The organism is Streptomyces sp. NPDC085596, from assembly GCF_044541565.1.
Classification (GTDB): domain Bacteria; phylum Actinomycetota; class Actinomycetes; order Streptomycetales; family Streptomycetaceae; genus Streptomyces.
Genome location: NZ_JBITTC010000001.1, coordinates 291,404 through 316,168, shown reverse-complemented (window position 1 = coordinate 316,168; position 24,765 = coordinate 291,404). Strand labels below are relative to the sequence as shown.

At 70.4% G+C, this 24,765-nt stretch carries 20 protein-coding genes; 13 read left to right on the top strand and 7 right to left on the bottom strand.

What is annotated here, in order from left to right:
• Nucleotides 1-227: 227 nt before the first annotated feature.
• The 6 genes from ftsZ (at nt 228) to ACIGA3_RS01435 (ending at nt 5,310) form a co-directional block, all read left to right on the top strand.
• Nucleotides 228-1,442, top strand: coding sequence for a cell division protein FtsZ (gene ftsZ, locus ACIGA3_RS01460; protein WP_399709134.1), 1,215 nt, complete (start codon nt 228-230; stop codon nt 1,440-1,442).
• Nucleotides 1,439-2,167 (top strand): peptidoglycan editing factor PgeF, encoded by a 729-nt coding sequence (gene pgeF, locus ACIGA3_RS01455; RefSeq protein ID WP_399709131.1) that lies wholly within the window; start codon nt 1,439-1,441, stop codon nt 2,165-2,167. The genes ftsZ and pgeF overlap by 4 nt, the downstream gene beginning before the upstream one ends.
• A 6-nt stretch (nt 2,168-2,173) precedes the next feature.
• On the top strand, nt 2,174-2,893 hold the full coding sequence (locus ACIGA3_RS01450; RefSeq protein WP_399709128.1) for a YggS family pyridoxal phosphate-dependent enzyme: 720 nt from the start codon (nt 2,174-2,176) through the stop codon (nt 2,891-2,893).
• A 129-nt stretch (nt 2,894-3,022) separates the two neighbouring features.
• On the top strand, nt 3,023-3,664 hold the full coding sequence (gene sepF / locus ACIGA3_RS01445; protein WP_161146522.1) for a cell division protein SepF: 642 nt from the start codon (nt 3,023-3,025) through the stop codon (nt 3,662-3,664).
• A 49-nt stretch (nt 3,665-3,713) separates the two neighbouring features.
• Nucleotides 3,714-4,004 carry a YggT family protein gene (locus ACIGA3_RS01440; RefSeq protein WP_030347861.1) on the top strand — a complete coding sequence of 97 codons (291 nt, stop codon included), beginning with the start codon at nt 3,714-3,716 and terminating at the stop codon, nt 4,002-4,004.
• Between the two features lie 52 nt (nt 4,005-4,056).
• Entirely contained in the window at nt 4,057-5,310 is a 1,254-nt protein-coding gene (locus tag ACIGA3_RS01435; protein WP_399709123.1) for a DivIVA domain-containing protein, read from the top strand.
• A 190-nt stretch (nt 5,311-5,500) separates the two neighbouring features.
• On the opposite strand, the gene ileS is transcribed toward ACIGA3_RS01435, so the two are convergent.
• Entirely contained in the window at nt 5,501-8,638 is a 3,138-nt protein-coding gene (ileS, locus tag ACIGA3_RS01430; RefSeq protein ID WP_399709121.1) for an isoleucine--tRNA ligase, read from the bottom strand.
• 554 nt (nt 8,639-9,192) lie between these two features.
• Here ileS and ACIGA3_RS01425 point away from each other — a divergent pair.
• The 5 genes from ACIGA3_RS01425 (at nt 9,193) to ACIGA3_RS01405 (ending at nt 14,062) form a co-directional block, all read left to right on the top strand.
• Nucleotides 9,193-10,224: a TraR/DksA family transcriptional regulator gene (locus tag ACIGA3_RS01425; RefSeq protein ID WP_399709119.1), complete on the top strand. Its 1,032-nt coding sequence runs from the start codon at nt 9,193-9,195 to the stop codon at nt 10,222-10,224.
• 79 nt (nt 10,225-10,303) lie between these two features.
• Nucleotides 10,304-10,894, top strand: a complete 591-nt coding sequence (gene lspA / locus ACIGA3_RS01420) for a signal peptidase II (protein ID WP_399709116.1) — start codon at nt 10,304-10,306, stop codon at nt 10,892-10,894.
• Between the two features lie 68 nt (nt 10,895-10,962).
• Nucleotides 10,963-11,907, top strand: a complete 945-nt coding sequence (locus ACIGA3_RS01415) for an RluA family pseudouridine synthase (protein ID WP_399709113.1) — start codon at nt 10,963-10,965, stop codon at nt 11,905-11,907.
• A complete protein-coding gene (locus ACIGA3_RS01410) occupies nt 11,904-12,380 on the top strand; it encodes a GNAT family N-acetyltransferase (RefSeq protein WP_399709110.1) in 477 nt (158 codons plus the stop codon). Before ACIGA3_RS01415 ends, ACIGA3_RS01410 begins: the two co-directional genes overlap by 4 nt.
• Before the next feature lie 95 nt (nt 12,381-12,475).
• On the top strand, nt 12,476-14,062 hold the full coding sequence (locus ACIGA3_RS01405) for a Na+/H+ antiporter (protein WP_399709108.1): 1,587 nt from the start codon (nt 12,476-12,478) through the stop codon (nt 14,060-14,062).
• Nucleotides 14,063-14,086: 24 nt separating this feature from the next.
• On the opposite strand, the gene ACIGA3_RS01400 is transcribed toward ACIGA3_RS01405, so the two are convergent.
• The gene (locus ACIGA3_RS01400) at nt 14,087-15,193 is read right to left on the bottom strand and encodes a mechanosensitive ion channel family protein (protein ID WP_399709105.1); all 1,107 of its coding nucleotides are present in this window, start codon (nt 15,191-15,193) and stop codon (nt 14,087-14,089) included.
• Between the two features lie 113 nt (nt 15,194-15,306).
• Between ACIGA3_RS01400 and ACIGA3_RS01395 the strand changes: the two genes are divergently transcribed.
• Nucleotides 15,307-15,876 (top strand): dienelactone hydrolase family protein, encoded by a 570-nt coding sequence (locus ACIGA3_RS01395; protein ID WP_399709102.1) that lies wholly within the window; start codon nt 15,307-15,309, stop codon nt 15,874-15,876.
• Nucleotides 15,877-15,883: 7 nt separating this feature from the next.
• Here the strand turns inward: ACIGA3_RS01395 and ACIGA3_RS01390 are convergent, their stop codons facing one another.
• The 4 genes from ACIGA3_RS01390 to ACIGA3_RS01375 form a co-directional block, all read right to left on the bottom strand.
• Nucleotides 15,884-17,554 carry an alkaline phosphatase D family protein gene (locus ACIGA3_RS01390; RefSeq protein WP_399709098.1) on the bottom strand — a complete coding sequence of 557 codons (1,671 nt, stop codon included), beginning with the start codon at nt 17,552-17,554 and terminating at the stop codon, nt 15,884-15,886.
• A gap of 93 nt (nt 17,555-17,647) precedes the next feature.
• Nucleotides 17,648-18,472, bottom strand: coding sequence for a thioredoxin domain-containing protein (locus ACIGA3_RS01385; protein ID WP_399709095.1), 825 nt, complete (start codon nt 18,470-18,472; stop codon nt 17,648-17,650).
• Between the two features lie 107 nt (nt 18,473-18,579).
• On the bottom strand, nt 18,580-19,269 hold the full coding sequence (locus ACIGA3_RS01380; protein ID WP_399709092.1) for a hypothetical protein: 690 nt from the start codon (nt 19,267-19,269) through the stop codon (nt 18,580-18,582).
• Between the two features lie 80 nt (nt 19,270-19,349).
• Nucleotides 19,350-20,678 (bottom strand): DUF2252 domain-containing protein, encoded by a 1,329-nt coding sequence (locus ACIGA3_RS01375; protein ID WP_399709090.1) that lies wholly within the window; start codon nt 20,676-20,678, stop codon nt 19,350-19,352.
• 208 nt (nt 20,679-20,886) lie between these two features.
• Here ACIGA3_RS01375 and dnaE point away from each other — a divergent pair, with 208 nt between their 5' ends.
• Entirely contained in the window at nt 20,887-24,426 is a 3,540-nt protein-coding gene (gene dnaE, locus ACIGA3_RS01370; RefSeq protein WP_399709088.1) for a DNA polymerase III subunit alpha, read from the top strand.
• Nucleotides 24,427-24,572: 146 nt separating this feature from the next.
• On the opposite strand, the gene ACIGA3_RS01365 is transcribed toward dnaE, so the two are convergent.
• The gene (locus ACIGA3_RS01365) at nt 24,573-24,746 is read right to left on the bottom strand and encodes a hypothetical protein (RefSeq protein ID WP_399709085.1); all 174 of its coding nucleotides are present in this window, start codon (nt 24,744-24,746) and stop codon (nt 24,573-24,575) included.
• Nucleotides 24,747-24,765: the final 19 nt, after the last annotated feature.

The following is a 24,765-nucleotide window of genomic DNA, read 5'->3' as shown; positions in this document are numbered from 1 at the left end:
ACATAGGGTGAAAAGAAAAACGGGAGGTTCGGCGTGTTCGTTGAACGGGCGCCGCTTGTCGACTTAGTGTCCTGTTCAGAAGACTCCAGGGAACAGACACACTGGTAACCCTAAACTTCAGCGTTAGGGTTCGGGTCGGCGTTCGGACCGTCCCAATTCGGCATCCGTCGTCCCGGTCGGGGAACCGCCCGGCGCGACAACGTAATTCGAGGCGAGAGGCCTTCGACGTGGCAGCACCGCAGAACTACCTCGCAGTCATCAAGGTCATCGGTGTCGGCGGCGGTGGTGTCAATGCCATCAACCGGATGATCGAGGTCGGCCTCAAGGGCGTCGAGTTCATCGCCATCAACACCGATGCCCAGGCGCTGTTGATGAGCGACGCCGACGTCAAACTGGACGTCGGCCGTGAACTCACCCGCGGACTCGGCGCCGGCGCCAACCCGGCCGTCGGCCGGAAGGCCGCCGAGGACCACCGCGAAGAGATCGAGGAGGTCCTCAAGGGGGCCGACATGGTCTTCGTGACCGCCGGTGAGGGCGGCGGCACCGGCACCGGCGGCGCGCCCGTCGTGGCCAACATCGCCCGCTCGCTGGGCGCCCTCACCATCGGCGTGGTCACGCGCCCGTTCACCTTCGAGGGACGGCGCCGCGCCAACCAGGCCGAGGACGGCATCGCCGAGCTGCGCGAAGAGGTCGACACCCTCATCGTGATCCCCAACGACCGGCTGCTGTCCATCTCGGACCGCCAGGTCTCGGTCCTGGACGCGTTCAAGTCCGCCGACCAGGTCCTGCTCTCCGGTGTCCAGGGCATCACCGACCTCATCACCACCCCCGGTCTGATCAACCTCGACTTCGCCGACGTCAAGTCGGTCATGTCCGAGGCCGGTTCGGCCCTCATGGGCATCGGCTCGGCCCGCGGCGACGACCGCGCGGTGGCCGCCGCCGAGATGGCGATCTCCTCGCCGCTGCTGGAGGCGTCCATCGACGGCGCCCGAGGCGTCCTGCTCTCCATCTCCGGCGGCTCCGACCTCGGCCTGTTCGAGATCAACGAGGCCGCCCAGCTGGTCAGCGAGGCCGCCCACCCCGAGGCCAACATCATCTTCGGCGCGGTCATCGACGACGCCCTCGGCGACGAGGTGCGGGTCACCGTGATCGCGGCCGGCTTCGACGGCGGCCAGCCCCCCGCCCGCCGGGACAACGTCCTCGGTTCGACCTCCTCCTCCAACTCCTCCGCCCCGCGCCGGGAGGAGACCGCTCCGCCGCGTCAGCAGCAGCCGGAGAGCCGCCCGAGCTTCGGCTCGCTGGGCAGCGTGACCCCCAAGGAGGAGCCGGAGCCGACCCCCGAGCCGGTGGTCGAGATCCCGGTGGCCCCGCCGGTGCCGCAGTCCCGTACCTACGCGGACAGCGCGGCCGAGGAGCTGGACGTGCCGGACTTCCTGAAGTGATAGGACAGCGCGGACACGTGAGCGGCGCGCACTTCGCCTTCACCGACAGGTGGGGCGGGGTGAGCGCCGCTCCGTATGCGGAGCTCAACCTCGGCGGCGCGGTCGGCGACGACCCCGGCGCCGTACGGACCAACCGCGAACTCGCCGCCAAGGCGACGGGCGTGGACCCGGCGCGGGTGGTCTGGATGAACCAGGTGCACGGCGCCGGGGTGGCGGTCGTGGACGAGCCCTGGGGCGAGCACCCGGTGCCGGAGGTCGACGCGATCGTCACCGCCCGGCGCGGACTCGCCCTCGCGGTCCTCACCGCCGACTGCGTACCGGTCCTGCTCGCCGACCCCGTCGCGGGCGTCGTCGCGGCGGCACACGCGGGACGGCCCGGCATGCTCGCCGGGGTCGTCCCGGCCGCCGTACGCGCCATGGCCGAACTCGGCGCCGAGCCCGGCCGGATCGTCGCCCGCACCGGACCCGCCGTGTGCGGCCGGTGCTACGAGGTGCCGGAGGCGATGCGCGCCGAGGTGGCCGCCGCCGAACCGGCGGCGCACGCCGAGACGAGCTGGGGCACTCCGGCCGTCGATGTGAGCGCCGGAGTGCACGCGCAGCTCGACCGGCTCGGAGTGCGCGACCGGGAGCGATCGCCGGTGTGCACAAGGGAGTCTGACGATCACTTCTCGTACCGCCGCGAACGCGCCACGGGGCGGCTCGCCGGCTATGTGTGGCTGGACTGACGGAGCATGACGGACCGTAGGACCGAACTCGCCGGGAATCTGGCGAAGGTTGAGGAACGCATCGCCGCCGCGTGCGCGGCCGCGGGGCGGGCACGGGAAGAGGTGACCCTGATCGTGGTCACCAAGACCTACCCGGCCGACGACGTACGGCTCCTGGCGGAACTGGGGGTGCGTCAGGTCGCCGAGAACCGCGACCAGGACGCGGCTCCGAAGCACGCCGAGTGTGCGGACCTGCCACTGGAATGGCACTTCGTGGGCCAGTTGCAGACCAACAAAGTGCGTTCCGTGGCCGGTTATGCCGATGTCGTGCAGTCGGTCGACCGGGACCGGCTCGTCACCGCGCTGTCGAAGGAGGCCGTGCGGACCGGGCGCGAGATCGGCTGTCTCATCCAGGTCGCGCTGGACGCGGGGGCGAGCGGCCGGGGTGAGCGCGGCGGGATCGCACCCGACGGGATCGGGGAGTTGGCCGGCCTGATCGCCGACTCGCCCGGACTGCGGCTGGACGGCCTGATGACCGTCGCGCCCCTCACCGGGGAGTACGCGGGACGCGAACGCGCCGCGTTCGAACGCCTCGTGGATTTGTCGACCGACCTGCGCCGGACCCATCCTGCTGCGACGATGGTGTCCGCAGGGATGAGCGCGGACCTCGAGGAGGCCGTCGCGGCCGGGGCGACACATGTGCGCGTCGGCAGCGCGGTACTCGGAGTCCGCCCCAGGCTCGGGTAACGTCGCCAAGAAGTCGGACCACAGCAGAAAATATGGTCAATGCCCGCCGAAAGCGGGCGCAACGACCGAGTGGATCGCGGGCACTTGGCAGTCGTCACCCGATCCACCACAGAGCGGAGGACTCAGAGCATGGCCGGCGCGATGCGCAAGATGGCGGTCTACCTCGGCCTCGTGGAGGACGATGGGTACGACGGCCGGGGTTTCGACCCCGACGACGACTTCGAGCCCGAACTGGACCCGGAGCCCGAGCGGGACCACCGACGGCACGAGCCGACACACCAGTCGCACAGTGCACATGTGTCCCAAAGGGATGAATCGGTGCGAGTGGTGCAGCCTCCGGCGCAACGCGAACCGGTGTCCCATTCCCCGGCGCTGACCGCGGAATCGGGGCGCCCGGCGCGCATTGCGCCCGTGGCGTCCATCACACAAGAACGTCAGTCCCTGGAGAAGAACGCACCGGTGATCATGCCCAAGGTCGTGTCGGAACGAGAGCCGTACCGCATCACCACCCTGCACCCGCGGACCTACAACGAGGCCCGTACCATCGGGGAACACTTCCGCGAGGGCACCCCGGTGATCATGAATCTGACCGAGATGGACGACACGGATGCGAAGCGACTTGTCGACTTTGCGGCAGGTTTGGTGTTTGGACTTCACGGCAGTATCGAACGAGTGACGCAGAAGGTCTTCCTGTTGTCTCCTGCTAACGTCGATGTCACGGCGGAGGACAAGGCCCGCATCGCAGAGGGCGGGTTCTTCAACCAGAGCTGAAGACGCACCACCGGAAGATGCACGGAACAGGGGAGAGGGAAGCACAACCATGAGCGTGTTCGCGCAGGTGATCTACATCGCGCTGATGGTGTTTCTCGTCGTCCTGATCTTCCGGCTGGTCATGGACTACGTCTTCCAGTTCGCCCGCTCGTGGCAACCCGGCAAGGCGATGGTGGTCGTACTGGAGGCCACCTACACTGTCACCGATCCACCGTTGAAGCTTCTGCGGCGGTTCATCCCGCCGTTGCGGCTCGGGGGCGTGGCACTCGACCTGTCCTTCTTCGTCCTGATGATCATCGTCTACATCCTCATCTCCGTGGCGGGGAGCTTCGTGCGATGAGGGTGGACGATACGGTCTTGCCGACTGCCGATGACTACGTTGAGGTGAAGAGATGCCGTTGACCCCCGAGGACGTGCGGAACAAGCAGTTCACGACCGTCCGCCTCCGAGAAGGCTATGACGAGGACGAGGTCGATGCCTTCCTCGACGAGGTCGAAGGCGAACTGACCCGTCTTCTCCGCGAGAACGAGGATCTGCGCGCCAAGCTGGCCGCCGCCACGCGGGCCGCCGCGCAGAACCAGCAGAACATGCGCAAGCCCCCGGACCAGCAGGACCAGCAGCAGCAGGGCATGCGCGGTCCGGGCGCCCCGGTGCCCGCCGGGATATCGGGCCCGCCGCAGCAGCAGATGGGTGGCCCCATGGGTGGCCCGCCCCAGCTGCCGAGCGGTGCCCCGCAGCTCCCCGCCGGTCCCGGCGGACAGGGCGGCCCGCAGGGTCCCGGCCCCATGGGCCAGGGCCAGATGGGCCCCGGTCCGATGGGTCAGGGTCAGGGACAGATGGGCCAGGGCCAGATGGGTCCCGGTCCGATGGGCCAAGGTCCTATGGGTCAGGGTCCGATGGGCCAGGGCCCCGGTCCCATGGGTCAGGGTCCCGGTCCGATGGGCCAGGGTCCGATGGGCGGTCAGCCGCCCATGCAGCAGCAGATGGGCGGCCCCATGGGCGGTCCGATGGGCGGCCCCGGCATGCCCGGTCAGGGTGGCCCCGGCGGCGACAGCGCCGCGCGTGTCCTCTCGCTGGCCCAGCAGACCGCCGACCAGGCGATCGCCGAGGCCCGTTCCGAGGCCAACAAGATCGTCGGTGAGGCCCGCAGCCGCGCCGAGGGTCTGGAGCGCGACGCCCGTGCCAAGGCCGACGCCCTGGAGCGGGACGCGCAGGAGAAGCACCGCGTGGCCATGGGCTCCCTGGAGTCCGCGCGCGCCACGCTGGAGCGCAAGGTCGAGGACCTGCGCGGCTTCGAGCGCGAGTACCGGACGCGTCTGAAGTCGTACCTGGAGTCGCAGCTGCGTCAGCTGGAGACCCAGGCCGACGACTCGCTCGCTCCGCCGCGCACTCCGGCCGCCGCGTCCCTCCCGCCGTCCCCGGCGCCCTCGATGGCTCCGGCCGGCGCGAGTGCCCCGTCCTACGGCGGCGGCAACCAGGGCATGGGCGGCCCCCAGTCGCCCGCCGGCCCGTCCTACGGCGGCCAGCAGCAGATGACGCCGGCCATGACCCAGCCGATGGCTCCGGTCCGGCCGCAGGGCCCGTCCCCGATGGGTCAGGCTCCCTCGCCGATGCGCGGGTTCCTGATCGACGAGGACGACAACTGACGGCCGCGCACGGCCACTAGTACGCCTTAGGCGTCGGCAGCGTTCAGGGTGGGCCCCGGACTTCGGTCCGGGGCCCGCCCTGTTTTACGCGTGTTGACAGCGGCAGGGGCGACTTGGTCCAGCTCGGCACAGCACAACGGCGGCTGTCCGCAAGCAGCACGCTTGCGGACAGCCGCCGTTGAGGTTGGCGCTACGCCTTGCGAAGGCGGAACGTCAGGGACAGACCCTCGTCCGTGAAGGCATCGCCGTACGTCCCGTCCGCCTCGCCCTGGGCGAAGTCGGTCGCCAGGACCTCGTCCGCGATCAGAGCCGAGTGCTCGGCGAGCGCCGCGAGGACCTCGGGGTCCGTCGCGGTCCAGCGCAGGGCGATACGGTCCGCGACGTCCAGGCCGCTGTTCTTGCGGGCTTCCTGGATCAGCCGGATCGCGTCACGCGCGAAGCCCGCCTGCCGCAGCTCCTCGGTGATCTCCAGGTCCAGCGCGACCGTGGCGCCGGAGTCGGACGCCACCGACCAGCCCTCGCGCGGGGTCTCCGTGATGATCACCTCGTCCGGGGCGAGCGTCACCGTCTCCCCGTCGACCTCGACCGAGGCCGTGCCCTCGCGCAGCGCCAGCGACAGCGCGGCGGCGTCGGCGGCGGCGACCGCCTTGGCCACGTCCTGCACCCGCTTGCCGAACCGCTTGCCCAGCGCACGGAAGTTGGCCTTGGCGGTGGTGTCCACCAGGGAGCCGCCGACCTCGGACAGCGAGGCCAGGGACTCGACGTTCAGCTCCTCGGTGATCTGGGCGCGCAGCTCCGGGCCGAGGGTGTCGAAGCCGGCCGCGCCGACCAGGGCACGGGAGAGCGGCTGACGCGTCTTGACGCCCGACTCGGCACGCGTGGCGCGGCCCAGCTCCACCAGACGCCGGACCAGGACCATCCGCTTCGACAGCTCGGGGTCGATCGCCGACAGGTCCGCCTCGGGCCAGCTGGACAGGTGGACGGACTCCGGGGCGTCCGGGGTCACCGGCACGACGAGGTCCTGCCAGACCCGCTCGGCGATGAACGGGGTGATCGGTGCCATCAGCTGGGTGACCGTCTCGACCACCTCGTGCAGCGTGCGCAGCGCGGCCTTGTCTCCCTGCCAGAACCGGCGGCGCGAGCGGCGCACGTACCAGTTCGACAGGTCGTCCACGAAGGCGGAGAGCAGCTTGCCGGCGCGCTGGGTGTCGTACGCCTCCAGGGCCTGGGTCACCTGGTCGGTGAGGGCGTGGAGTTCGGACAGCAGCCAGCGGTCCAGCAGCGGGCGGTCGGCCGGGGCCGGGTCCGCCTCGCTCGGCGCCCAGCCGGAGGTGCGGGCGTACAGCGCCTGGAAGGCGACGGTGTTCCAGTACGTCAGGAGCGTCTTGCGGACGACCTCCTGGATGGTGCCGTGGCCGACCCGGCGGGCCGCCCAGGGCGAACCGCCGGCCGCCATGAACCAGCGCACCGCGTCCGCGCCGTGCTGGTCCATGAGCGGGATGGGCTCCAGGGTGTTGCCCAGGTGCTTGGACATCTTGCGGCCGTCCTCGGCGAGGATGTGGCCGAGGCACACGACGTTCTCGTAGGAGGACTCGTCGAACACCAGGGTGCCGATGGCCATCAGGGTGTAGAACCAGCCGCGGGTCTGGTCGATCGCCTCGGAGATGAACTGCGCCGGGTACCGGCTCTCGAACAGCTCCTTGTTCTTGTGCGGGTAGCCCCACTGCGCGAACGGCATCGAGCCCGAGTCGTACCAGGCGTCGATGACCTCGGGCACGCGCGTGGCCGTGTCACCGCACTCGGGGCAGGGGAACGTCACCGCGTCGATGTACGGGCGGTGCGGGTCCAGGCCCGACTGGTCGGTGCCGGTCAGCTCGCTCAGCTCGGCGCGGGAGCCGACGACCGTGAGGTGGTCGTTGTCGCAACGCCAGACGGGCAGCGGGGTGCCCCAGTAGCGGTTGCGGGACAGCGCCCAGTCGATGTTGTTGCTCAGCCAGTCGCCGAAGCGGCCGTGCTTGACCGTCTCCGGGAACCAGTTGGTGCCCTCGTTCTCCGCGAGCATCCGGTCCTTGACGGCGGTGGTGCGGATGTACCAGGACGGCTGGGCGTAGTACAGCAGCGCGGTGTGGCAGCGCCAGCAGTGCGGGTAGCTGTGCTCGTAGGGCAGGTGGCGGAAGAGCAGACCGCGCTCGCCGAGGTCCTCGGTGAGCTTCTCGTCGGCCTTCTTGAAGAAGACGCCACCGACCAGCGGCAGGTCCTCCTCGAAGGTGCCGTCGGGGCGGACCGGGTTGACCACGGGCAGGCCGTAGGCGCGGCAGACCAGGAGGTCGTCCGCGCCGAAGGCGGGGGACTGGTGGACCAGACCGGTGCCGTCCTCGGTGGTGACGTACTCCGCGTTGACCACGTAGTGCGCGGGCTCGGGGAACTCCACCAGCTCGAAGGGGCGCTGGTAGGTCCAGCGCTCCATCTCGGCGCCGGTGAAGGACTGGCCGGTGGGCTCCCAGCCCTCGCCGAGGGCCTTGGCGAGCAGCGGCTCGGCGACGACGACCTTCTCCGTGCCGTCGGTGGCGACGACGTACGTGACGTCGGGGTGGGCGGCGACGGCCGTGTTGGACACCAGGGTCCACGGGGTCGTCGTCCACACCAGCAGGGACGCCTCGCCGGCGAGCGGGCCGGAGGTGAGCGGGAAGCGGACGTAGACGGAGGGGTCCACGACCGTCTCGTAGCCCTGGGCCAGCTCGTGGTCGGAGAGGCCGGTGCCGCAGCGGGGGCACCAGGGGGCGACGCGGTGGTCCTGGACCAGCAGGCCCTTGTCGAAGATCTGCTTCAGCGACCACCAGACCGAGTCGATGTACTCGGGGTCCATCGTGCGGTACGGGTCCTCGAGATCCGTCCAGTACCCCATGCGGGTGGTCAGCTCGGCGAAGGCGTCCGTGTGCCGGGTCACCGACTCGCGGCACCTGGCGTTGAACTCGGCGATGCCGTACGCCTCGATGTCCTTCTTGCCGGCGAAGCCCAGCTCCTTCTCGACCGCCAGCTCGACCGGCAGGCCGTGGCAGTCCCAGCCGGCCTTGCGGCCGACGTGGTAGCCGCGCATGGTGCGGAAGCGGGGGAAGACGTCCTTGAAGACGCGGGCCTCGATGTGGTGGGCGCCCGGCATGCCGTTCGCGGTCGGCGGGCCCTCGTAGAACACCCACTCGGGGCGGCCCTCGGACTGCTCCAGGGTCTTGGCGAAGATCTTCTGGTCGCGCCAGAAGTCGAGCACCGCGTGCTCAAGCGCGGGCAGGTCGACCTGGGCGGGCACCTGGCGGTACGTCGGCGCTGTCATCTGCGAGCATCCTCCAACGGAACTTGCTGCCTTCCGTCGGAGGGACGAGAGCTTCGATCTGTCCACGCCGTGTGCGGCGCGCTCCCGCGGTACCACCCTCCTTGGCCCCCGTCGTGCGCCGCACGGCGGTGAGCCCCCTCATTGGGGTCGCGGCCGGGTCTACTCGCCCCCGCCCAGTGGCAGGGGCTTTCTTCCGGCGGCTCCGGGGTGATCTTCACATCGCGCTCGCCACCGGGCTTCCACCGACCCCGGCTCGCTCTGGGCTGCGATACGACGCTACTCGTCCCCATCCACGCTTCTCGCTCCGCCCAGTGTACGGCGCCGCACGGACAGCGGCCGACCGCTTTTTCCGGCGGGGTCCGACCCGAATGGCGGCGAGGCCGGGGGTGGCGGGTTACGGGCCGGGGAGCTGGGCACAACGGATGCAGGTCTGCTGCGCGGGGGGCGCGGGGCGGGCGAATCGGGCGGCGTGCCCCGTTGCCGCGGGACTCAAGTCGATTTATCGTCCCAGCACGATTCGCCTGCAATCTCACGTATGTGAAGGGGCCGCGGCCATGGTGGCGAAGAAGACTTCCGGCGGTTCGGCGGAAAGGGGGAGCGGGCGGGCCAGGACGCCTGCGGCCGGGAAGAAGGCGGCTGCCAAGGGGGCGCCCGCGGAGAAGGCGCCCGGAAAGGCCGCGGCCGGGAAGCAGACGGCTGCCAGGAAGAGCACGGACGAGAAGGCGGTAGGCAAGAAGGCCGCTGCCGGGAAGGCTCCCGCCAAGAAGACGCCGGCGGCTGCCGGGGCCCCGAAGAGTTCCGCGCCGGTCCGCAAGGACGGCGCGGGGAAGACCACTGCCAGGAAGGCGTCCGCTGGGCGGGCGGCCGGTGAGAAGACGGGCGGCGAGACGGTGACTCCCAGAAGGACGGCCGCCAAGGCCACCGCCGCCGAGGCGGCGACCCCCCAGGGCACGACGGCCAGGAAAGCGGCCGCCAAGAAGACGGCCACCAAGAAGACGGTCGCCAAGAAGACGGCTACGAAGAAGACAGCGACCAAGAAAGCCGCCACCAAGAAGGCGGCCGAGAAGAGCGCCGAGAAGAGCACGGCCAAGAAGACGGGAGCCACGAGGGTGGTTGCGAAGAAGACCCCTGGCACGGCCACGGCGGAGCAGGGCGCCCTGCCCAAGGCGCGCCTGGCCGCCGCCGAACCCGGTGACCTGGCCGTACGCCCCGGCGAGGACCCCTGGACCCCGAAGGAGGTCGCCGAGGCGCGCGCGGAGCTGGCCACCGAGGCGGTGCGGCTGGACACGGAGATCTCCACCTCCGAGGCGTCCCTGGTCGGCATGATGCGCGACTCGGCGGACGGCGCGGGCGACGACGAGGCCGACACCGGCAGCAAGAACATCACCCGCGAGCACGAGCTGGCCCTCGCCGCCAACGCACGCGAGATGCTCACCCAGACCGAGCGCGCCCTCGAACGGCTGGACGCGGGCACCTACGGCCTGTGCGAAAGCTGCGGCAACCCCATCGGCAAGGCCCGCATGCAGGCGTTCCCCAGGGCCACCCTGTGCGTGGAGTGCAAGCAGAAGCAGGAACGCCGCTCCTGACCTCCGGGTCCGCTCTCCGCCGCCGTGGGGGGTGTGCCGTACTCTCTCCTCAGTCAGGCACCTAGGTTGAGGGACTCACGTGGCAGAGGCGGAGCGCATCATCGGTACGCCGGACACCCCGGAAGACAGCGGCGAGCGGCCCCCGGCCGCCGCGCCCGCCGGGTCCGGCCCGCAGCGGACCGGGCGCGGCCGCCGGATCGCCGTGCTCTTCGCGGTGGCCGTGTTCGCCTACGCCCTCGACCTCGGCAGCAAGCTGCTGGTGGTGGCGAAGCTGGAGCATCAGGCCCCGATCCAGCTCGTCGGGGACCTCCTGGAGCTGCACGCCATCCGCAACCCCGGTGCCGCCTTCGGCTTCGGCGCGGCCTTCACGATCATCTTCACGGTGATCGCGGCCGCCGTGATCGTGGTGATCATCCGGCTGGCCCGCAAGCTCTACAGCACCCCCTGGGCCATCGCGCTCGGCCTGCTGCTCGGCGGTGCTCTCGGCAACCTCACCGACCGGATCTTCCGCGCCCCAGGCGTCTTCCAGGGCGAGGTCGTCGACTTCATCGCGCCCCGCGGCTTCGCCGTGTTCAACCTGGCGGACTCCGCGATCGTGTGCGGCGGCATCCTGATCGTGCTGCTGTCCTTCCGCGGCCTGGACCCGGACGGCACCGTCCACAAGGACTGACGCCCCTCCCGCACCGGTTTTCCACAGGCTCGTTCGGCGCCTTCCCGCCCGTCCGGCATACTCGACGGGTGAGCACGATTCCCGAGATCCGAACCCTGCCCGTGCCCGACGGCCTGGAGGGCGAGCGTGTCGACGCCGCCATCTCCCGGATGTTCGGCTTCTCCCGCACCAAGGCGGCGGAGCTGGCCGCGGCCGGCAAGGTCCAGGTCGACGGCGCCGTGGTCGGCAAGTCCGAGCGGGTGCACGGCGGGGCCTGGCTGGAGGTCGAGATGCCGCAGGCACCCGCCCCGGTGCAGCTGGTCGCCGAGCCGGTCGAGGGCATGGAGATCGTGTACGACGACGATGACCTGGTCGTCATCGTCAAGCCCGTCGGCGTGGCCGCGCACCCCTCGCCCGGCTGGTCCGGCACGACCGTCATCGGCGGTCTCGCCGCCGCCGGGTACCGGATCTCCACCTCCGGTGCCGCCGAGCGCCAGGGCATCGTGCACCGGCTCGACGTCGGCACCTCCGGGCTGATGGTGGTCGCCAAGTCCGAGCGCGCGTACACCTCGCTCAAGCGCCAGTTCAAGGAGCGCACGGTCGACAAGCGCTACCACACCCTCGTCCAGGGCCACCCGGACCCGATGAGCGGCACCATCGACGCCCCCGTCGGCCGTCACCCCCAGCACGACTACAAGTGGGCCGTCATCGCCGAGGGCAAGCCGTCGGTGACCCACTACGACCTCATCGAGGCGTTCCGCTCCGCCTCCCTGCTGGACGTGAAGCTGGAGACGGGCCGCACCCACCAGATCCGCGTCCACATGTCCGCCCACCGCCACCCCTGCGTCGGCGACCTGACCTACGGCGCCGACCCCACGCTCTCCAAGCGGCTGGGGCTGGAACGCCAGTGGCTGCACGCGGTCCGGCTCGGCTTCGAGCACCCGGCGGACGGCCAGTGGGTGGAGTTCGAGAGCGACTACCCCGACGACCTCAGCCGGGCCCTCGACCGGGTCCGGGAGGAGACGTACGCGTGAGCGCGCCGTACACCGTCCGCGTCGCCGAGGACCCCGCCGACCGTGAGGCGTGCTTCGCGGTGCGCGAGGACGTGTTCGTCGGTGAGCAGGGCGTCCCGCAGGACATCGAGTACGACGCGTACGACGCCACGGCCGTGCACGTACTGGCGATGGGCGAGGACGGTGTGCCGCTCGGCACCGGCCGGCTGCTGCACGCGGAGGCGGCCGCCGCCAAGACCGGCGGGGACGCCTCGGTGGGCTCGCTGGGCCGGCTCGCGGTGACCCGGCGGGCGCGCGGCCTCGGCGTCGGCGTGGCCCTGGTGCGGGCCATCGAGGACGCGGCCCGGGATCTCGGCCTCACCGCCGTCGACCTGCACGCCCAGACCCAGGCCCTCGGTTTCTACGAGCGCCTCGGCTACACGGCGTACGGCCCCGAGTTCCAGGACGCCGGGATCGCGCACCGGGCGATGCGCCGCCCGCTCGGGCCCGCGTAGGACTGCCGTACGAGGGCGGGCCGTTGACCGGCCTGAAGCGGTCGGCGTGGCAGGCTGGAGGCTTGCGGTGATCGTTTACCTCCGGAGCGCACTACGTGGATCAGCTGGCCCTGTTGTTCGTGATCCTGCTCGCCGCCCTGGTGAGCGTCCCGGTGGGCGAATACTTCGGACTGCCCGCGCCGGTGCTGATGACGCTGTTCGGCGGGGCGCTCGCCGTACTGCCCTTCGTGCCCAACGTCGACATCCCGCCCGACCTGATCCTGCCCGCCCTGCTGCCGCCCCTGCTCTACGCGGCCGTGCGGCGCACCTCCTGGCGGCAGTTCGCGGCGAACGTCCGGCCGATCTTCCTGCTGGCCGTCGCCCTGGTCTTCGTGACCACGATCTGTGTGGCCGCGGTCGCCCACGCCATGGTGCCGGGCCTGCCGGTCGCCGCCGCGGTGGCTCTCGGCGCGCTGATCGCGCCGCCCGACCCGGTCGCCGCGACCGCCGTCGCCGGGCAGCTCGGGCTGCCGCGCCGCCTGGTCTCCATCCTGGAGGGCGAGGGGCTGTTCAACGACGTCACCGCGATCGTGCTCTACCACGTGGCCATCGCGGCCGCGATCAGCGGTGAGTTCTCGCCCTGGGAGGCCGGTCTCGACCTGGTGCTCTCCGCGGTCGTCGCCCTCGTCATCGGCCTGGTCCTCGGCTGGGGCGCCAACAAGCTGATGTCCCTGCTGGGCGACGCCACCCTCCAGATCGGCCTCACCCTGCTGGTGCCGTACGCCTCCTACGTGCTCGCCGAGGAGCTGCACGGCTCGGGCGTGCTCGCGGTGCTCACCACCGCCCTGTTCCTCGCCGAGTACGCCACCGACGCCGACGACGTGATGACCAGGCTCGCCGGGCACACCTTCTGGGACATCATCGACACCCTCGTCACCGGCGTCGCCTTCGGGCTGATCGGTCTCGAACTGCACAACGCCGTCCGCACCGCCTCCGGCCGCTGGAGCGAGCTGATCGGCTGGGCCGCGGCGGTCGCGGCCGTGGTGATCCTGGTCCGGCTGCTGTGGCTGCTGCCCGCGACCTGGCTGACCAAGCGGCTGCACGCCCGGCGGGACATCGACGAGGAGATCCCGGTCGGCTGGCGGGAGACCGTCGTGATGTGGTGGTCCGGGATGCGCGGGGTGGCCTCGGTGGCGCTGGCCCTCGCCATCCCGCTCACCACCGAGGACGGGTCGCCCTTCCCGGACCGGGACATCATCGTCTTCATCGCCTTCGGGGTGATCATCGCCACCCTGGTGCTCCAGGGACTCACCCTGCCCCGGCTGGTGCGCAAGCTCGGGGTGAAGGCCGACTCCGAGCGGGAGAAGGACTTCGAGAAGGATCTCGCCGTCCGCGCCACCAAGGCCGCGCGGCGCAAGCTGCGGGAGATCGAGCAGGTCGAGGATCTGCCGGAGGAGCTCTCCGAGCAGATGCTGCGGCGCGCCTACGACATCGGCATCCGCATCAGCCCCGACATGGGCGAGGAGGAGCGCCGGGAGGCCCACCAGAAGCGGGCCCGGCGCCTGAAGCGGGTGCGGCAGATCCAGTCGGAGATGATGAGCGCAGCCCGCCACGAGGTGCTTGCGGCCCGCAGCGAGCCGGGGGCGGACCCGGAGATCGTGGACCGGGTGCTGCGCCATCTCGACGTACGCAGCCTGCGCTGAGCCGCCCCCGGCTCCTCCGGCCCGCTAGACGCGGCCGGTGCGGGGGAACTCGTACGCCTTGCGCAGGGTGGCCCGGTCGGGGGAGGGGATCCGGGACGGGGCCTGCGCCGCGTCGGAGGTGTTGACGCGGGGGAGCGCGTACGGGTGCTCGGCGGACAGCCACGCGATCATCTGCTCGCGGACCGTGACCCGGACCGTCCAGATGTCGTCCGCGTCCTTCGCGGTCACCAGGGCCCGCACCTCGATGGTGTTGGGGGTCGTGTCGGTCACGACCAGGCCGTAGGCGCGGCCGTCCCAGGCCGCGCAGTGGCGCAGGATGTCGCGGAGCTTCTCCCGCATCGCCTCCACCGGCGCACTGTGGTCGAGGTACCAGAAGACGGTGCCGGTCATCTGCGGCGTGCCCCGCGACCAGTTCTCGAACGGGCGCGAGGTGAAGTACGAGACCGGCATGGTGATCCGGCGCTCGTCCCAGGTCCGCACCGTCAGGAAGGTCAGGGTGATCTCCTCGACGGTGCCCCACTCGCCGTCCACCACCACGGTGTCGCCGATGCGCACCATGTCGCCGAAGGCGATCTGGAGCCCGGCGAACAGGTTGGCCAGCGTCGACTGGGCGGCCACGCCCGCCACGATGCCGAGGATGCCGGCGGAGGCCAGCAGCGAGGCACCGGCCGCGCGCATCTCCGGGAACGTCAGCAGCATCGCCGCGACCGCCACCACGCCGACCGTCGCGGACACGACCCGCATGATCAGCGTCACCTGGGTACGCACCCGGCGGACCCGCGCGGAGTCCCGGTGGGCGCGCGCGTACCGGGAGTAGGAGGTCTCGACGACGGCTCCCGCGATGCCGATGAGCAGCCAGGCCGTCGACCCGATCAGCACCAGGGTCAGGGTCTGCCCGATGCCCACCCGGTGTTCGCGCAAGCCGGGCATCTGGTCGTAGGAGCCTCTGAGCAGGGCGGCGAGCAGGACGAGCTGGTAAGGGATGCGGCAACGGCGCAGCAAGTCCCAGAGCGGGGTCTCGCCGTGCCGTTCGTCGGCCTTGCGCAGCAGCAGGTCGGTGGCCCAGCCGAGCAGCACGGTGAGCGCGACGGCACCGCCGACCACGGCCAGGGGCCGGATGACGTTCTCCATGAGAGGGAACGTAACCGCCACGCGGCGTCATGAACCTGTGTGTTCCGCGCCCGCCTGGGTAGACGGGCCGCGCCGGGACGGACCTGACCTGGTGCGGCTGGCACCATGGGGGCATGAACATCATGCTCTTTCACTCGGCCTACGGGCTCACCCCCGCGGTGCGCGACGCGGCGGACCGCCTGCGCGCGGCCGGTCACGAGGTGTGGACGCCGGACCTCTTCGAGGGCCGCACCTTCGACTCGGTCGAGGAAGGCATGGAGTACCAGCAGTCGGTGGGCACGGAGGAACTCCTCAAGCGGGCCGTGCTGGCCGTCGCCCCCTACTCCGAACGCGGGCTGGTCTACTCGGGGTTCTCGCTCGGCGGCTCCATCGCGCAGACCCTCGCCCTCGGCGACGACAAGGCGTGCGGGCTGCTGCTCCTCCAGGGAACCTCGGACATCGCGGCGAACGCCCATGTGGACGAACTGCCGGTGCAGTTGCACGTGGCCGAGCCGGACCCGTTCGAGACGGACGACTGGCTGAGCGCCTGGTATCTCCAGATGGGCCGCGCCGGCGCGGACGTGGAGGTCTACCGTTACCCCGGCGCCGGCCACCTCTACATGGACCGGGACCTGCCCGACTACGACGCCGAGGCCGCCGAGGCCACCTGGCGGGTGGCGCTCGGCTTCCTCGACAGTCTGTGAGCGGCCCCTACACCGGGCTGTAGCTCCGCTCGACCTTCTGGGTGCCGCTGCGGGTGCGGTACGAACGCGCCCACGCCGACGTGGCGTTGGGGTTGGTGCGGTCGGAGACCACGTAGTAGTCCATCTGCGCCCGCTCGGCGGTGATGTCGAGGACGCCGTAGCCGTGGCGGTCGGTGTCGACCCAGTGGACGTGCCGGTTGGCTGCCTGGATGACCGGTGCGGCGACGGCCGAGACGCTGCCCTCGGGCACCTTCACGATGTCGTCGAGGTTGTCCGAGGTGAGCGAGGTGACCACGAACTCCGTGGCCGCCGACGCCGACAGCGGGTAGGTCCCCGCGTCGTAAGGCACGTCGTTGGCCCACGCCATGTGGATGTCACCGGTCAGGAAGACGGTGTTGCCGATGGCGTTGGCCTTGAGGTGGGCCAGGAGTTCGCGTCGGTCGTCGGTGTAGCCGTCCCACTGGTCGGTGTTGATGCCGATGCCCTCCTGCGGCAGCCCGAGCAGCTTCGCCAGCGGCCGGAGCAGCTCGGCGGAGAGCGCGCCCACCGCGAACGGCGAGATCATCACCGAGTTGCCGACCAGCCGCCACTTGGTGTCCGACGCCTTCAACCCGGCCTTCAGCCAGTCCAGTTGGGCCCGCCCGGTGAGCGTGCGGTCCGGGTCGTCGACCGAGCCGGAGGCGGTGTTCGCCTGCTGGGAGCGGAACGAGCGCAGGTCCAGCAGGGACAGATCGGCCAGCTTGCCGAAGCGCAGCCTGCGGTACGTGGTGCCCGCGAGAGCCGGGCGGACCGGCATCCACTCGAAGTACGCCTGCTTCGCGGCCGCCTGACGGGCCGCCCACGCGCCCTCGGCACCCTCGGTGTGGTTGGCCGCGCCGCCCGACCAGGCGTTGTCCGCGAACTCGTGGTCGTCCCAGATGGCGACGACCGGCGCGGCCAGGTGCAGCGCCTGGAGGTCGGGGTCGGTCTTGTACGTGGCGTGCCGGACGCGGTAGTCGGCCAGGGTGAGGATCTCGTGCGCGGGGGAGTGCGGGCGTACGACGGTTCCCCGGGTGCCGTACTCGCCGGTGCCGTACTCGTATATGTAGTCGCCCAGGTGCAGCCAGGCGTCCAGGTCGCCGCGGGCCGCGAGATGGCGGTAGGCGGAGAAGTGGCCGGCCTCCCAGTTGGCGCAGGACACCACGCCGAAGCGCAGGGAGGGTACGGCGGCGTCGGCGGCGGGCGCGGTGCGGGTGCGGGCCACGGGGGAGTCGGCGCCGCCGCTGGTGAAGCGGAACCAGTAGTCGGTGCCCGGCTGAAGGCCGCGGATGTCGGCCTTCACCGTGTGGTCGGTGGCCGCGGTGGCGGTGGTGGAGCCGGTGGCGACCACGGAGGTGAACGCCTTGTCGCGGGCGACGACCCAGCCGACCTCGGTGTCCGGGCCGACGCCGGAGCCGGGCAGGGCCTCGGGCACCGGGGTCACCCGCGTCCAGAGCAGGACGCCGTCGGGCAGCGGGTCGCCGGAGGCGACACCGTGCCGGAAGACGGGGACGGCGGTGACGGCGCGGGCCGGGAGCGCGGCGGCGAGCGGCCCGGCCAGGACGGCGGTGGCCGCCGCGGCCTTGACGACCGTACGGCGGCTGGGCGCAAGGGTGTTGCGGGCCGGAGCGGCCTCGACGGATCTGTGTGGACTGGTCACGGCCGATCAGGTTACTGATCGGTATGCGCAAAGGGCGGGCGAACTCCGAAAGTTCGCCCGCTCTTCACGCGGTCCCCGGCACCCGGCCGGGGATCAGCCCTTGAGGGCCTTGCCGATCGCGGTGACGAACTCGGGCTGCGTCATCGGCGCGTTCTGGCCGTCGGAGCCCGTGACCTTCTTGCCGTCCATCATCAGCGTCGGCGTGCCCTGGAAGCCGTACTTCTTGCCGTCCGCGTTGAACTTCTCGCTCATCACCAGCGCCCACTTGTCGTAGGTGCCGTCCTTCACGGCCTTCTGGAAGGCCGCGTTGCCCTTGAGCGCGGGCACGGTGTCGGCCACCTTGATCAGGTAGTCGTCGCTCTTGAACTTGTCGTCCTGCTCGTCGGGGTGGTACTTCGCCGAGTAGAGCGCCGACTTGTACTTCAGGAACGCCTCCGGGTCGGCGTTCAGGGCCGCGCCCAGCGCGCTGAGCGCGTTCTTGGAGCCCTCGCCCGGGATGTTGTCGTCGATGAAGGTCGCGCCGATGTACTGGACCTTGTACTTGCCGTCCGCGACGTCCTTGTCCACCGTGGCGCCGGACGCCTGCTCGAACTGGGCGCAGACCGGGCAGCGCGGGTCCTCGTACAGGGCGAGGGTCTTCTTGGCGCTGTCCTTGCCGATGACGACGGTCGTGCCGTCCTTGCCCGTGGTGTGCGCGGGCTTGACCAAGGTGGCCTTCTTCGCCGCCTCCCAGCCGCTCGGCTTGTTGCCCTGGACGACGGCGTAGCCTATGCCGCCCGCGGCGGCGAGCACCGCCACCACCGACAGGCCGACGATCGCCTGCCGCTTCACCTTGTCCCGCTTGGCCTGGCGCTCGCGCTCCTGACGCAGCCGCTCACGCGCCGCCGTCTTCGCCGCCTGGGTGTTCCGCTTGCTCATAGTGGTGATCTCCATAGGGGACGCGCACATGCCGTACGCGAGGTACGTGTGTACGCGAGATACGTGTGGGGAACTGGGTCGTGCTGTCGGTGTCGCTCGGACCCCGCTCAGGGGCGGGCGAGGGCGACGGAGCACGGCGGTCCGCGCCGTCCCAGGGAGTGCGCGAGGAGCAGTATCCGCGCGGCGGCCGGACGCGGGTTGCGGCGCGGCATCCGGGGGGCCGGGGCCGGCCGGACCGTCCCCGCGGCCACCGCGAGCAGCAGCGGCCGGAACGTGGTCGCGGCGACCGCCCGCACCAGCTCGGCCAGGGCCCGCTCGCCCCGGCGCAGCCAGGCGGCGGCCAGCAGCCCCACCCCGATGTGCGCGGCGAGCAGCAGCCAGGCGGCGGCCGGGTCCGCGTGCGCGAGCAGCGCGCTCGCGCGCTCCGGGCCGCCGGAGACGCGTGCCAGCGGGCCGCCCAGGGCGCCGCCCCGGCACAGCAGGTCCAGGCCCACCGCGTGCAGCGGGCCGGTGACCGGGCCGCCGGCCCGGCCGTAGCAGGCGTGCTGGCCGGTGGTGAACACCGTGTCGGCGGCCAGCTCCAGCGGGATCAGCAGGGCCGCGACGGGGCCGAAGCCGCGCTCGCGGCCCGCCAGCGCGTACGCGGTGACGAACACCCCGGCGGCGACCGCGAGCACGGTCGCCGCCGGCAGCGGGGACCGGGACAGCAGCACGTGCGACGCGGTGCTGAGCGTCACGGTGAAGGCCGTGAACAGCGCCGCGCGCACGGCTCTGAGCTGGGTCCCGGATATGTCCATAGCGAGAGGAGAGTGTGTCACGGACCGCTGTGAGGCACCCGTAAGGGGCCTTCAGGGGTCCGTGAGCGGTCCCGTGGCGGCTACAGACCCGGAATCCGGCCGTTGCGGAACAGGTCCAGGAAGATCTGGTGGTCGGCGCGCGCACGGGCGCCGTACGCGTGCGCGAAGTCCACCAGCAGGGGCGCGAAGCCCTCCTCGTCGGCCGCGAGCGCGGCGTCGATGGCCCGCTCGGTGGAGAACGGCACCAGGGACTCGCCCGAGGTGGTCGCGTCCGCCGCCGCGTGCATCGTGGCCGTGGCCCGGCCGAGGTCGGCGACGACGGCAGCGATCTCCTCCGGGTCGTCGATGTCGCCCCAGTCCAGGTCGACCGCGTACGGCGAGATCTCGGCGACCAGCTGGCCCGCGCCGTCCAGCTCGGTCCAGCCCAGCCACGGGTCGGCGTGCGCCTGCAGGGCGCGCTGGGAGATCACCGTGCGGTGGCCCTCGTGCTGGAAGTAGCCGCTGATCGCCGGGTCCGTGATGTGCCGGGAGACGGCCGGGGTCTGGGCCTGCTTGATGTAGATCACCACATCGTTCTCCAGGGCGTCCGTGGCCCCCTCCAGCAGGATGTTGTACGAGGGCAGCCCGGCCGAGCCGATGCCGATGCCCCGCCTGCCCACGACGTCCTTCACCCGGTACGACTCCGGGCGGGCCAGCGAGGTCTCCGGGAGCGTCTCCAGGTAGCCGTCGAAGGCGGCCAGCACCTTGTACCGGGTGGCCGCGTCCAGCTCGACGGAGCCGCCGCCCGGCGCGAACCGGCGCTCGAAGTCGCGGATCTCCGTCATCGACTCCAGCAGCCCGAACCGGGTCAGCGAGCGGGCGTCGCGCAGCGCGTCCAGCAGCGGGCCCTGCGCGGTGTCCAGGGTGAAGGGCGGCACCTCGTCGTCCTTGGCGCCGGTGGCCAGGGCGCGCACGCGCTCGCGGTAGGCGACCGCGTAGACCGTCACCAGCTCGGTGATCTGCTCGTCGCTGAGCGCCTTCGCGTACCCGATCAGCGCGATGGAGGCGGCGAAGCGCTTGAGGTCCCAGGTGAAGGGGCCGACGTACGCCTCGTCGAAGTCGTTGACGTTGAAGACCAGGCGGCCGTTGGAGTCCATATAGGTGCCGAAGTTCTCGGCGTGCAGATCGCCGTGCACCCACACCCGCGACGTGCGCTCGTCCAGGTACGGGCCGCCCCGCTTCTCCGCGTCCAGGTCGTGGTAGAAGAGGCTGGCCGTGCCCCGGTAGAAGGCGAAGGCGCTCGCGGCCATCTTGCGGAACTTCACCCGGAACGCGGCCGGGTCCGCGGCCAGCAGCCGGCCGAAGGCGGTGTCGAAGACGGCGAGGATCTCCTCGCCGCGCTGCTCGTCGCTGAGCTGGGGAACCGACATCGCGGGGTGCCTCCTGGTGCGGATCGTGCGTGAGCGATAGGAAATACGGGGGGAGCGGTACGGCGGCGCTCCCGCCGTCCACAACGGGCGACGCCGCGCCGGAGTGCCCGGTTCCCCCATGAAGGTACGTGGACCGAGCCCGAGGGTGTCAGTGCCGGGGCATAGACTTCTTCGCTGTCCCCTTCTTGTTCATCTGGAGGCCGAAACCGTGTCGAAGCCGCCCTTCACGCACCTGCACGTCCACACCCAGTACTCGCTGCTGGACGGTGCCGCGCGGCTCAAGGACATGTTCAACGCCTGCAATGAGATGGGCATGACACACATCGCCATGTCCGACCATGGCAACCTCCACGGGGCGTACGACTTCTTCCACTCCGCGAAGAAGGCCGGAATCACCCCGATCATCGGGATCGAGGCGTATGTCGCCCCCGAGTCCCGGCGCAACAAGCGCAAGATCCAGTGGGGCCAGCCGCACCAGAAGCGGGACGACGTCTCCGGCTCCGGTGGTTACACCCACAAGACGATGTGGGCGGTGAACCGGACCGGCCTGCACAACATCTTCCGGCTCTCCTCCGACGCGTACGCCGAGGGCTGGCTCCAGAAGTGGCCCCGGATGGACAAGGAGACCATCTCGAAGTGGTCCGAGGGCATCGTCGCCTCCACCGGCTGCCCCTCCGGCGAGGTCCAGACCCGGCTGCGTCTCGGCCAGGAGAAGGAGGCACTGCAGGCGGCCTCCGACTACCAGGACATCTTCGGCAAGGACCGGTACTTCCTGGAGCTGATGGACCACGGCATCGACATCGAGCACCGGGTCCGCGGCGGCCTGCTGGAGATCGGCAAGAAGCTCGGCATCCCCCCGCTGGTCACCAACGACTCGCACTACACCTACGCGCACGAGGCGGCCGCCCACGACGCCCTGCTGTGCATCCAGACCGGCAAGAACCTCTCCGAGCCCGGCCGCTTCAAGTTCGACGGCACCGGCTACTACCTGAAGTCCACGGACGAGATGTACGCCATCGACTCCTCGGACGCCTGGCAGGAGGGCTGCGCCAACACCCTCCTCGTGGCCGAGATGGTCGACACCACCGGCATGTTCGAGGCCAAGAACCTCATGCCCAAGTTCGACATTCCCGAGGGCTACACCGAGGTCACCTGGTTCAAGGAGGAGGTGCGCCGCGGCATGGAGCGCCGCTTCCCCGGCGGCGTCCCCGAGGACCGGCAGAAGCAGGCCGAGTACGAGATGGACGTCATCATCTCGATGGGCTTCCCCGGCTACTTCCTCGTGGTCGCCGACTTCATCATGTGGGCCAAGAACCAGGGCATCGCGGTCGGCCCCGGCCGAGGCTCCGCGGCCGGTTCGATCGTCGCCTACGCCATGGGCATCACCGACCTCGACCCGATCCCGCACGGCCTGATCTTCGAGCGGTTCCTCAACCCCGAGCGCGTCTCGATGCCCGATGTCGACATCGACTTCGACGAGCGCAGGCGCGTCGAGGTGATCCGGTACGTGACCGAGAAGTACGGCGCCGACAAGGTCGCCATGATCGGCACCTACGGCAAGATCAAGGCGAAGAACGCCATCAAGGACTCCGCACGCGTACTGGGCTACCCGTACGCGATGGGCGACCGTCTCACCAAGGCGATGCCCGCCGACGTCCTCGGCAAGGGCATCGACCTCAACGGCATCACCGACCCCTCGCACCCGCGGTACAGCGAGGCGGGCGAGATCCGGGGGATGTACGAGAACGAGCCCGACGTGAAGAAGGTCATCGACACCGCCAAGGGCGTCGAGGGCCTCGTCCGCCAGATGGGTGTACACGCCGCCGGCGTGATCATGTCCAGCGAGACCATCACCGAGCACGTCCCGGTGTGGGTGAGGCACACCGACGGCGTGACCATCACACAGTGGGACTACCCGAGCTGTGAGTCGCTCGGCCTGCTGAAGATGGACTTCCTGGGCCTGCGCAACCTCACGATCATGGACGACGCCGTCAAGATGGTGAAGGCCAACAAGGGGATCGACATCGATCTCCTGAGCCTCCCGCTGGACGACCCGAAGACCTTCGAACTGCTCCAGCGCGGCGACACCCTCGGCGTCTTCCAGTTCGACGGCGGCCCCATGCGCTCGCTGCTGCGCCTGATGAAGCCGGACAACTTCGAAGACATCTCCGCCGTCTCGGCGCTCTACCGTCCCGGCCCGATGGGCATGGACTCGCACACCAACTACGCCCTGCGCAAGAACGGCCTGCAGGAGATCACGCCGATCCACAAGGAGCTGGAGGAGCCTCTCGAAGAGGTCCTCGCGGTCACCCACGGCCTGATCGTGTACCAGGAGCAGGTGCAGAAGGCCGCCCAGATCATCGCGGGCTACTCGCTCGGCGAGGCCGACATCCTCCGCCGTGTGATGGGCAAGAAGAAGCCCGAGGAACTGGCGAAGAACTTCGTCCTGTTCCAGAAGGGCGCCCGCGACAAGGGCTTCAGCGACGAGGCCATCCAGGCGCTGTGGGACGTGCTGGTCCCCTTCGCCGGATACGCGTTCAACAAGGCGCACTCCGCCGCGTACGGCCTGGTGTCCTACTGGACCGCCTATCTGAAGGCCAACTACCCGGCCGAGTACATGGCCGGACTGCTGACCTCCGTCAAGGACGACAAGGACAAGTCGGCGGTCTACCTCAACGAATGCCGCCGCATGGGCATCAAGGTGCTCCCGCCGGACGTCAACGAGTCGGAGTCCAACTTCGCCGCCCAGGGCGACGACGTGATCCTCTTCGGCCTCTCCGCCGTGCGCAACGTCGGCACCAACGTGGTCGAGGCGATCATCCGGGGCCGCAAGACCAAGGGGAAGTACCTCTCCTTCCCCGACTACCTCGACAAGGTCGAGGCGGTCGCCTGCAACAAGCGCACCACCGAGTCGCTGATCAAGGCCGGCGCCTTCGACGCGATGAACCACACCCGCAAGGGCCTCACCGCGCAGTACGAGCCGATGATCGACAACGTGGTCGCGGTCAAGCGCAAGGAGGCCGAGGGACAGTTCGACCTCTTCGGCGGCATGGGCGAGGAGGCCAGCAGCGAGCCCGGCTTCGGACTGGACGTCCAGTTCACCGACGAGGAGTGGGAGAAGACCTATCTCCTCGCCCAGGAACGGGAGATGCTCGGTCTCTACGTCTCCGACCACCCGCTCTTCGGCCTGGAGCACGTGCTCTCCGACAAGGCCGACGCGGGCATCTCCCAGCTGACCGGCGGCGAGCACTCCGACGGCGCCGTGGTGACCATCGGCGGCATCATCTCCGGCCTCCAGCGCAAGATGACCAAGCAGGGCAACGCCTGGGCCATCGCCACCGTGGAAGACCTCGCGGGCTCCATCGAGTGCATGTTCTTCCCCGCGACCTACCAGCTCGTCTCGACCCAACTGGTCGAGGACGCCGTGGTGTTCGTCAAGGGCCGGCTCGACAAGCGCGAGGACGTGCCCCGGCTCGTCGCCATGGAACTCCAGGTCCCCGACCTGTCCAACGCGGGCACCAACGCCCCCGTCGTGCTCACCATCCCGGCGGTCCGGGTCACCCCGCCCATGATCAGCCGCCTCGGCGAGATCCTCACCCACCACAAGGGCGACAGCGAGGTCCGCATCAAGCTCCAGGGCCCGCACAAGACCACCGTGCTGCGCCTGGACCGGCACCGGGTCAAGCCGGACCCGGCGCTCTACGGCGACCTGAAGGTGCTGCTCGGCCCGTCCTGCCTGGCCGGCTGAACCGACTGGACCGGCTGCGCGCGGCGAGCTGAGACCGGCTGCGCGCGGCGAGCTGAACGGCAGCAAAAGGGGCGCACCCCGCGGAGGTGCGCCCCTTTTCGCGTGCTCGCTGTGTGCTCGGGGGCTCAAATGCCCTTTAGCAGCACTCAGTTGTGGCCGAAGCGCTTGTTCTGCTTGTGTGCGTAGTCCGGCTGGCCGCCCGCGATCTGGGCGGTGGCCTCCTGCGCCTCGGACGCCTGCTCGCCGGAGCGCTGGGACTGCTCGGCCTGGGAAGTGCGGTTCTTCGGGCCGGTCTGCTTGCGGTTCTTGTTCTTGGCCATGGGGATCTGCCTCCTGAAG

What these genes read in the sequence shown, in the direction of transcription:
- ACIGA3_RS01450 (WP_399709128.1), top strand. Translation starts at nt 2,174, where the DNA reads ATGACGGACCGTAGGACCGAACTCGCCGGGAATCTGGCGAAGGTTGAG.
- sepF (WP_161146522.1), top strand. Translation starts at nt 3,023, where the DNA reads ATGGCCGGCGCGATGCGCAAGATGGCGGTCTACCTCGGCCTCGTGGAG.
- ACIGA3_RS01440 (WP_030347861.1), top strand. Translation starts at nt 3,714, where the DNA reads ATGAGCGTGTTCGCGCAGGTGATCTACATCGCGCTGATGGTGTTTCTC.
- ACIGA3_RS01435 (WP_399709123.1), top strand. Translation starts at nt 4,057, where the DNA reads ATGCCGTTGACCCCCGAGGACGTGCGGAACAAGCAGTTCACGACCGTC.
- ileS (WP_399709121.1), bottom strand. Translation starts at nt 8,638, where the DNA reads ATGACAGCGCCGACGTACCGCCAGGTGCCCGCCCAGGTCGACCTGCCC.
- ACIGA3_RS01425 (WP_399709119.1), top strand. Translation starts at nt 9,193, where the DNA reads ATGGTGGCGAAGAAGACTTCCGGCGGTTCGGCGGAAAGGGGGAGCGGG.
- ACIGA3_RS01400 (WP_399709105.1), bottom strand. Translation starts at nt 15,193, where the DNA reads ATGGAGAACGTCATCCGGCCCCTGGCCGTGGTCGGCGGTGCCGTCGCG.
- ACIGA3_RS01395 (WP_399709102.1), top strand. Translation starts at nt 15,307, where the DNA reads ATGAACATCATGCTCTTTCACTCGGCCTACGGGCTCACCCCCGCGGTG.
- ACIGA3_RS01385 (WP_399709095.1), bottom strand. Translation starts at nt 18,472, where the DNA reads ATGAGCAAGCGGAACACCCAGGCGGCGAAGACGGCGGCGCGTGAGCGG.
- ACIGA3_RS01380 (WP_399709092.1), bottom strand. Translation starts at nt 19,269, where the DNA reads ATGGACATATCCGGGACCCAGCTCAGAGCCGTGCGCGCGGCGCTGTTC.
- ACIGA3_RS01375 (WP_399709090.1), bottom strand. Translation starts at nt 20,678, where the DNA reads ATGTCGGTTCCCCAGCTCAGCGACGAGCAGCGCGGCGAGGAGATCCTC.
- ACIGA3_RS01365 (WP_399709085.1), bottom strand. Translation starts at nt 24,746, where the DNA reads ATGGCCAAGAACAAGAACCGCAAGCAGACCGGCCCGAAGAACCGCACT.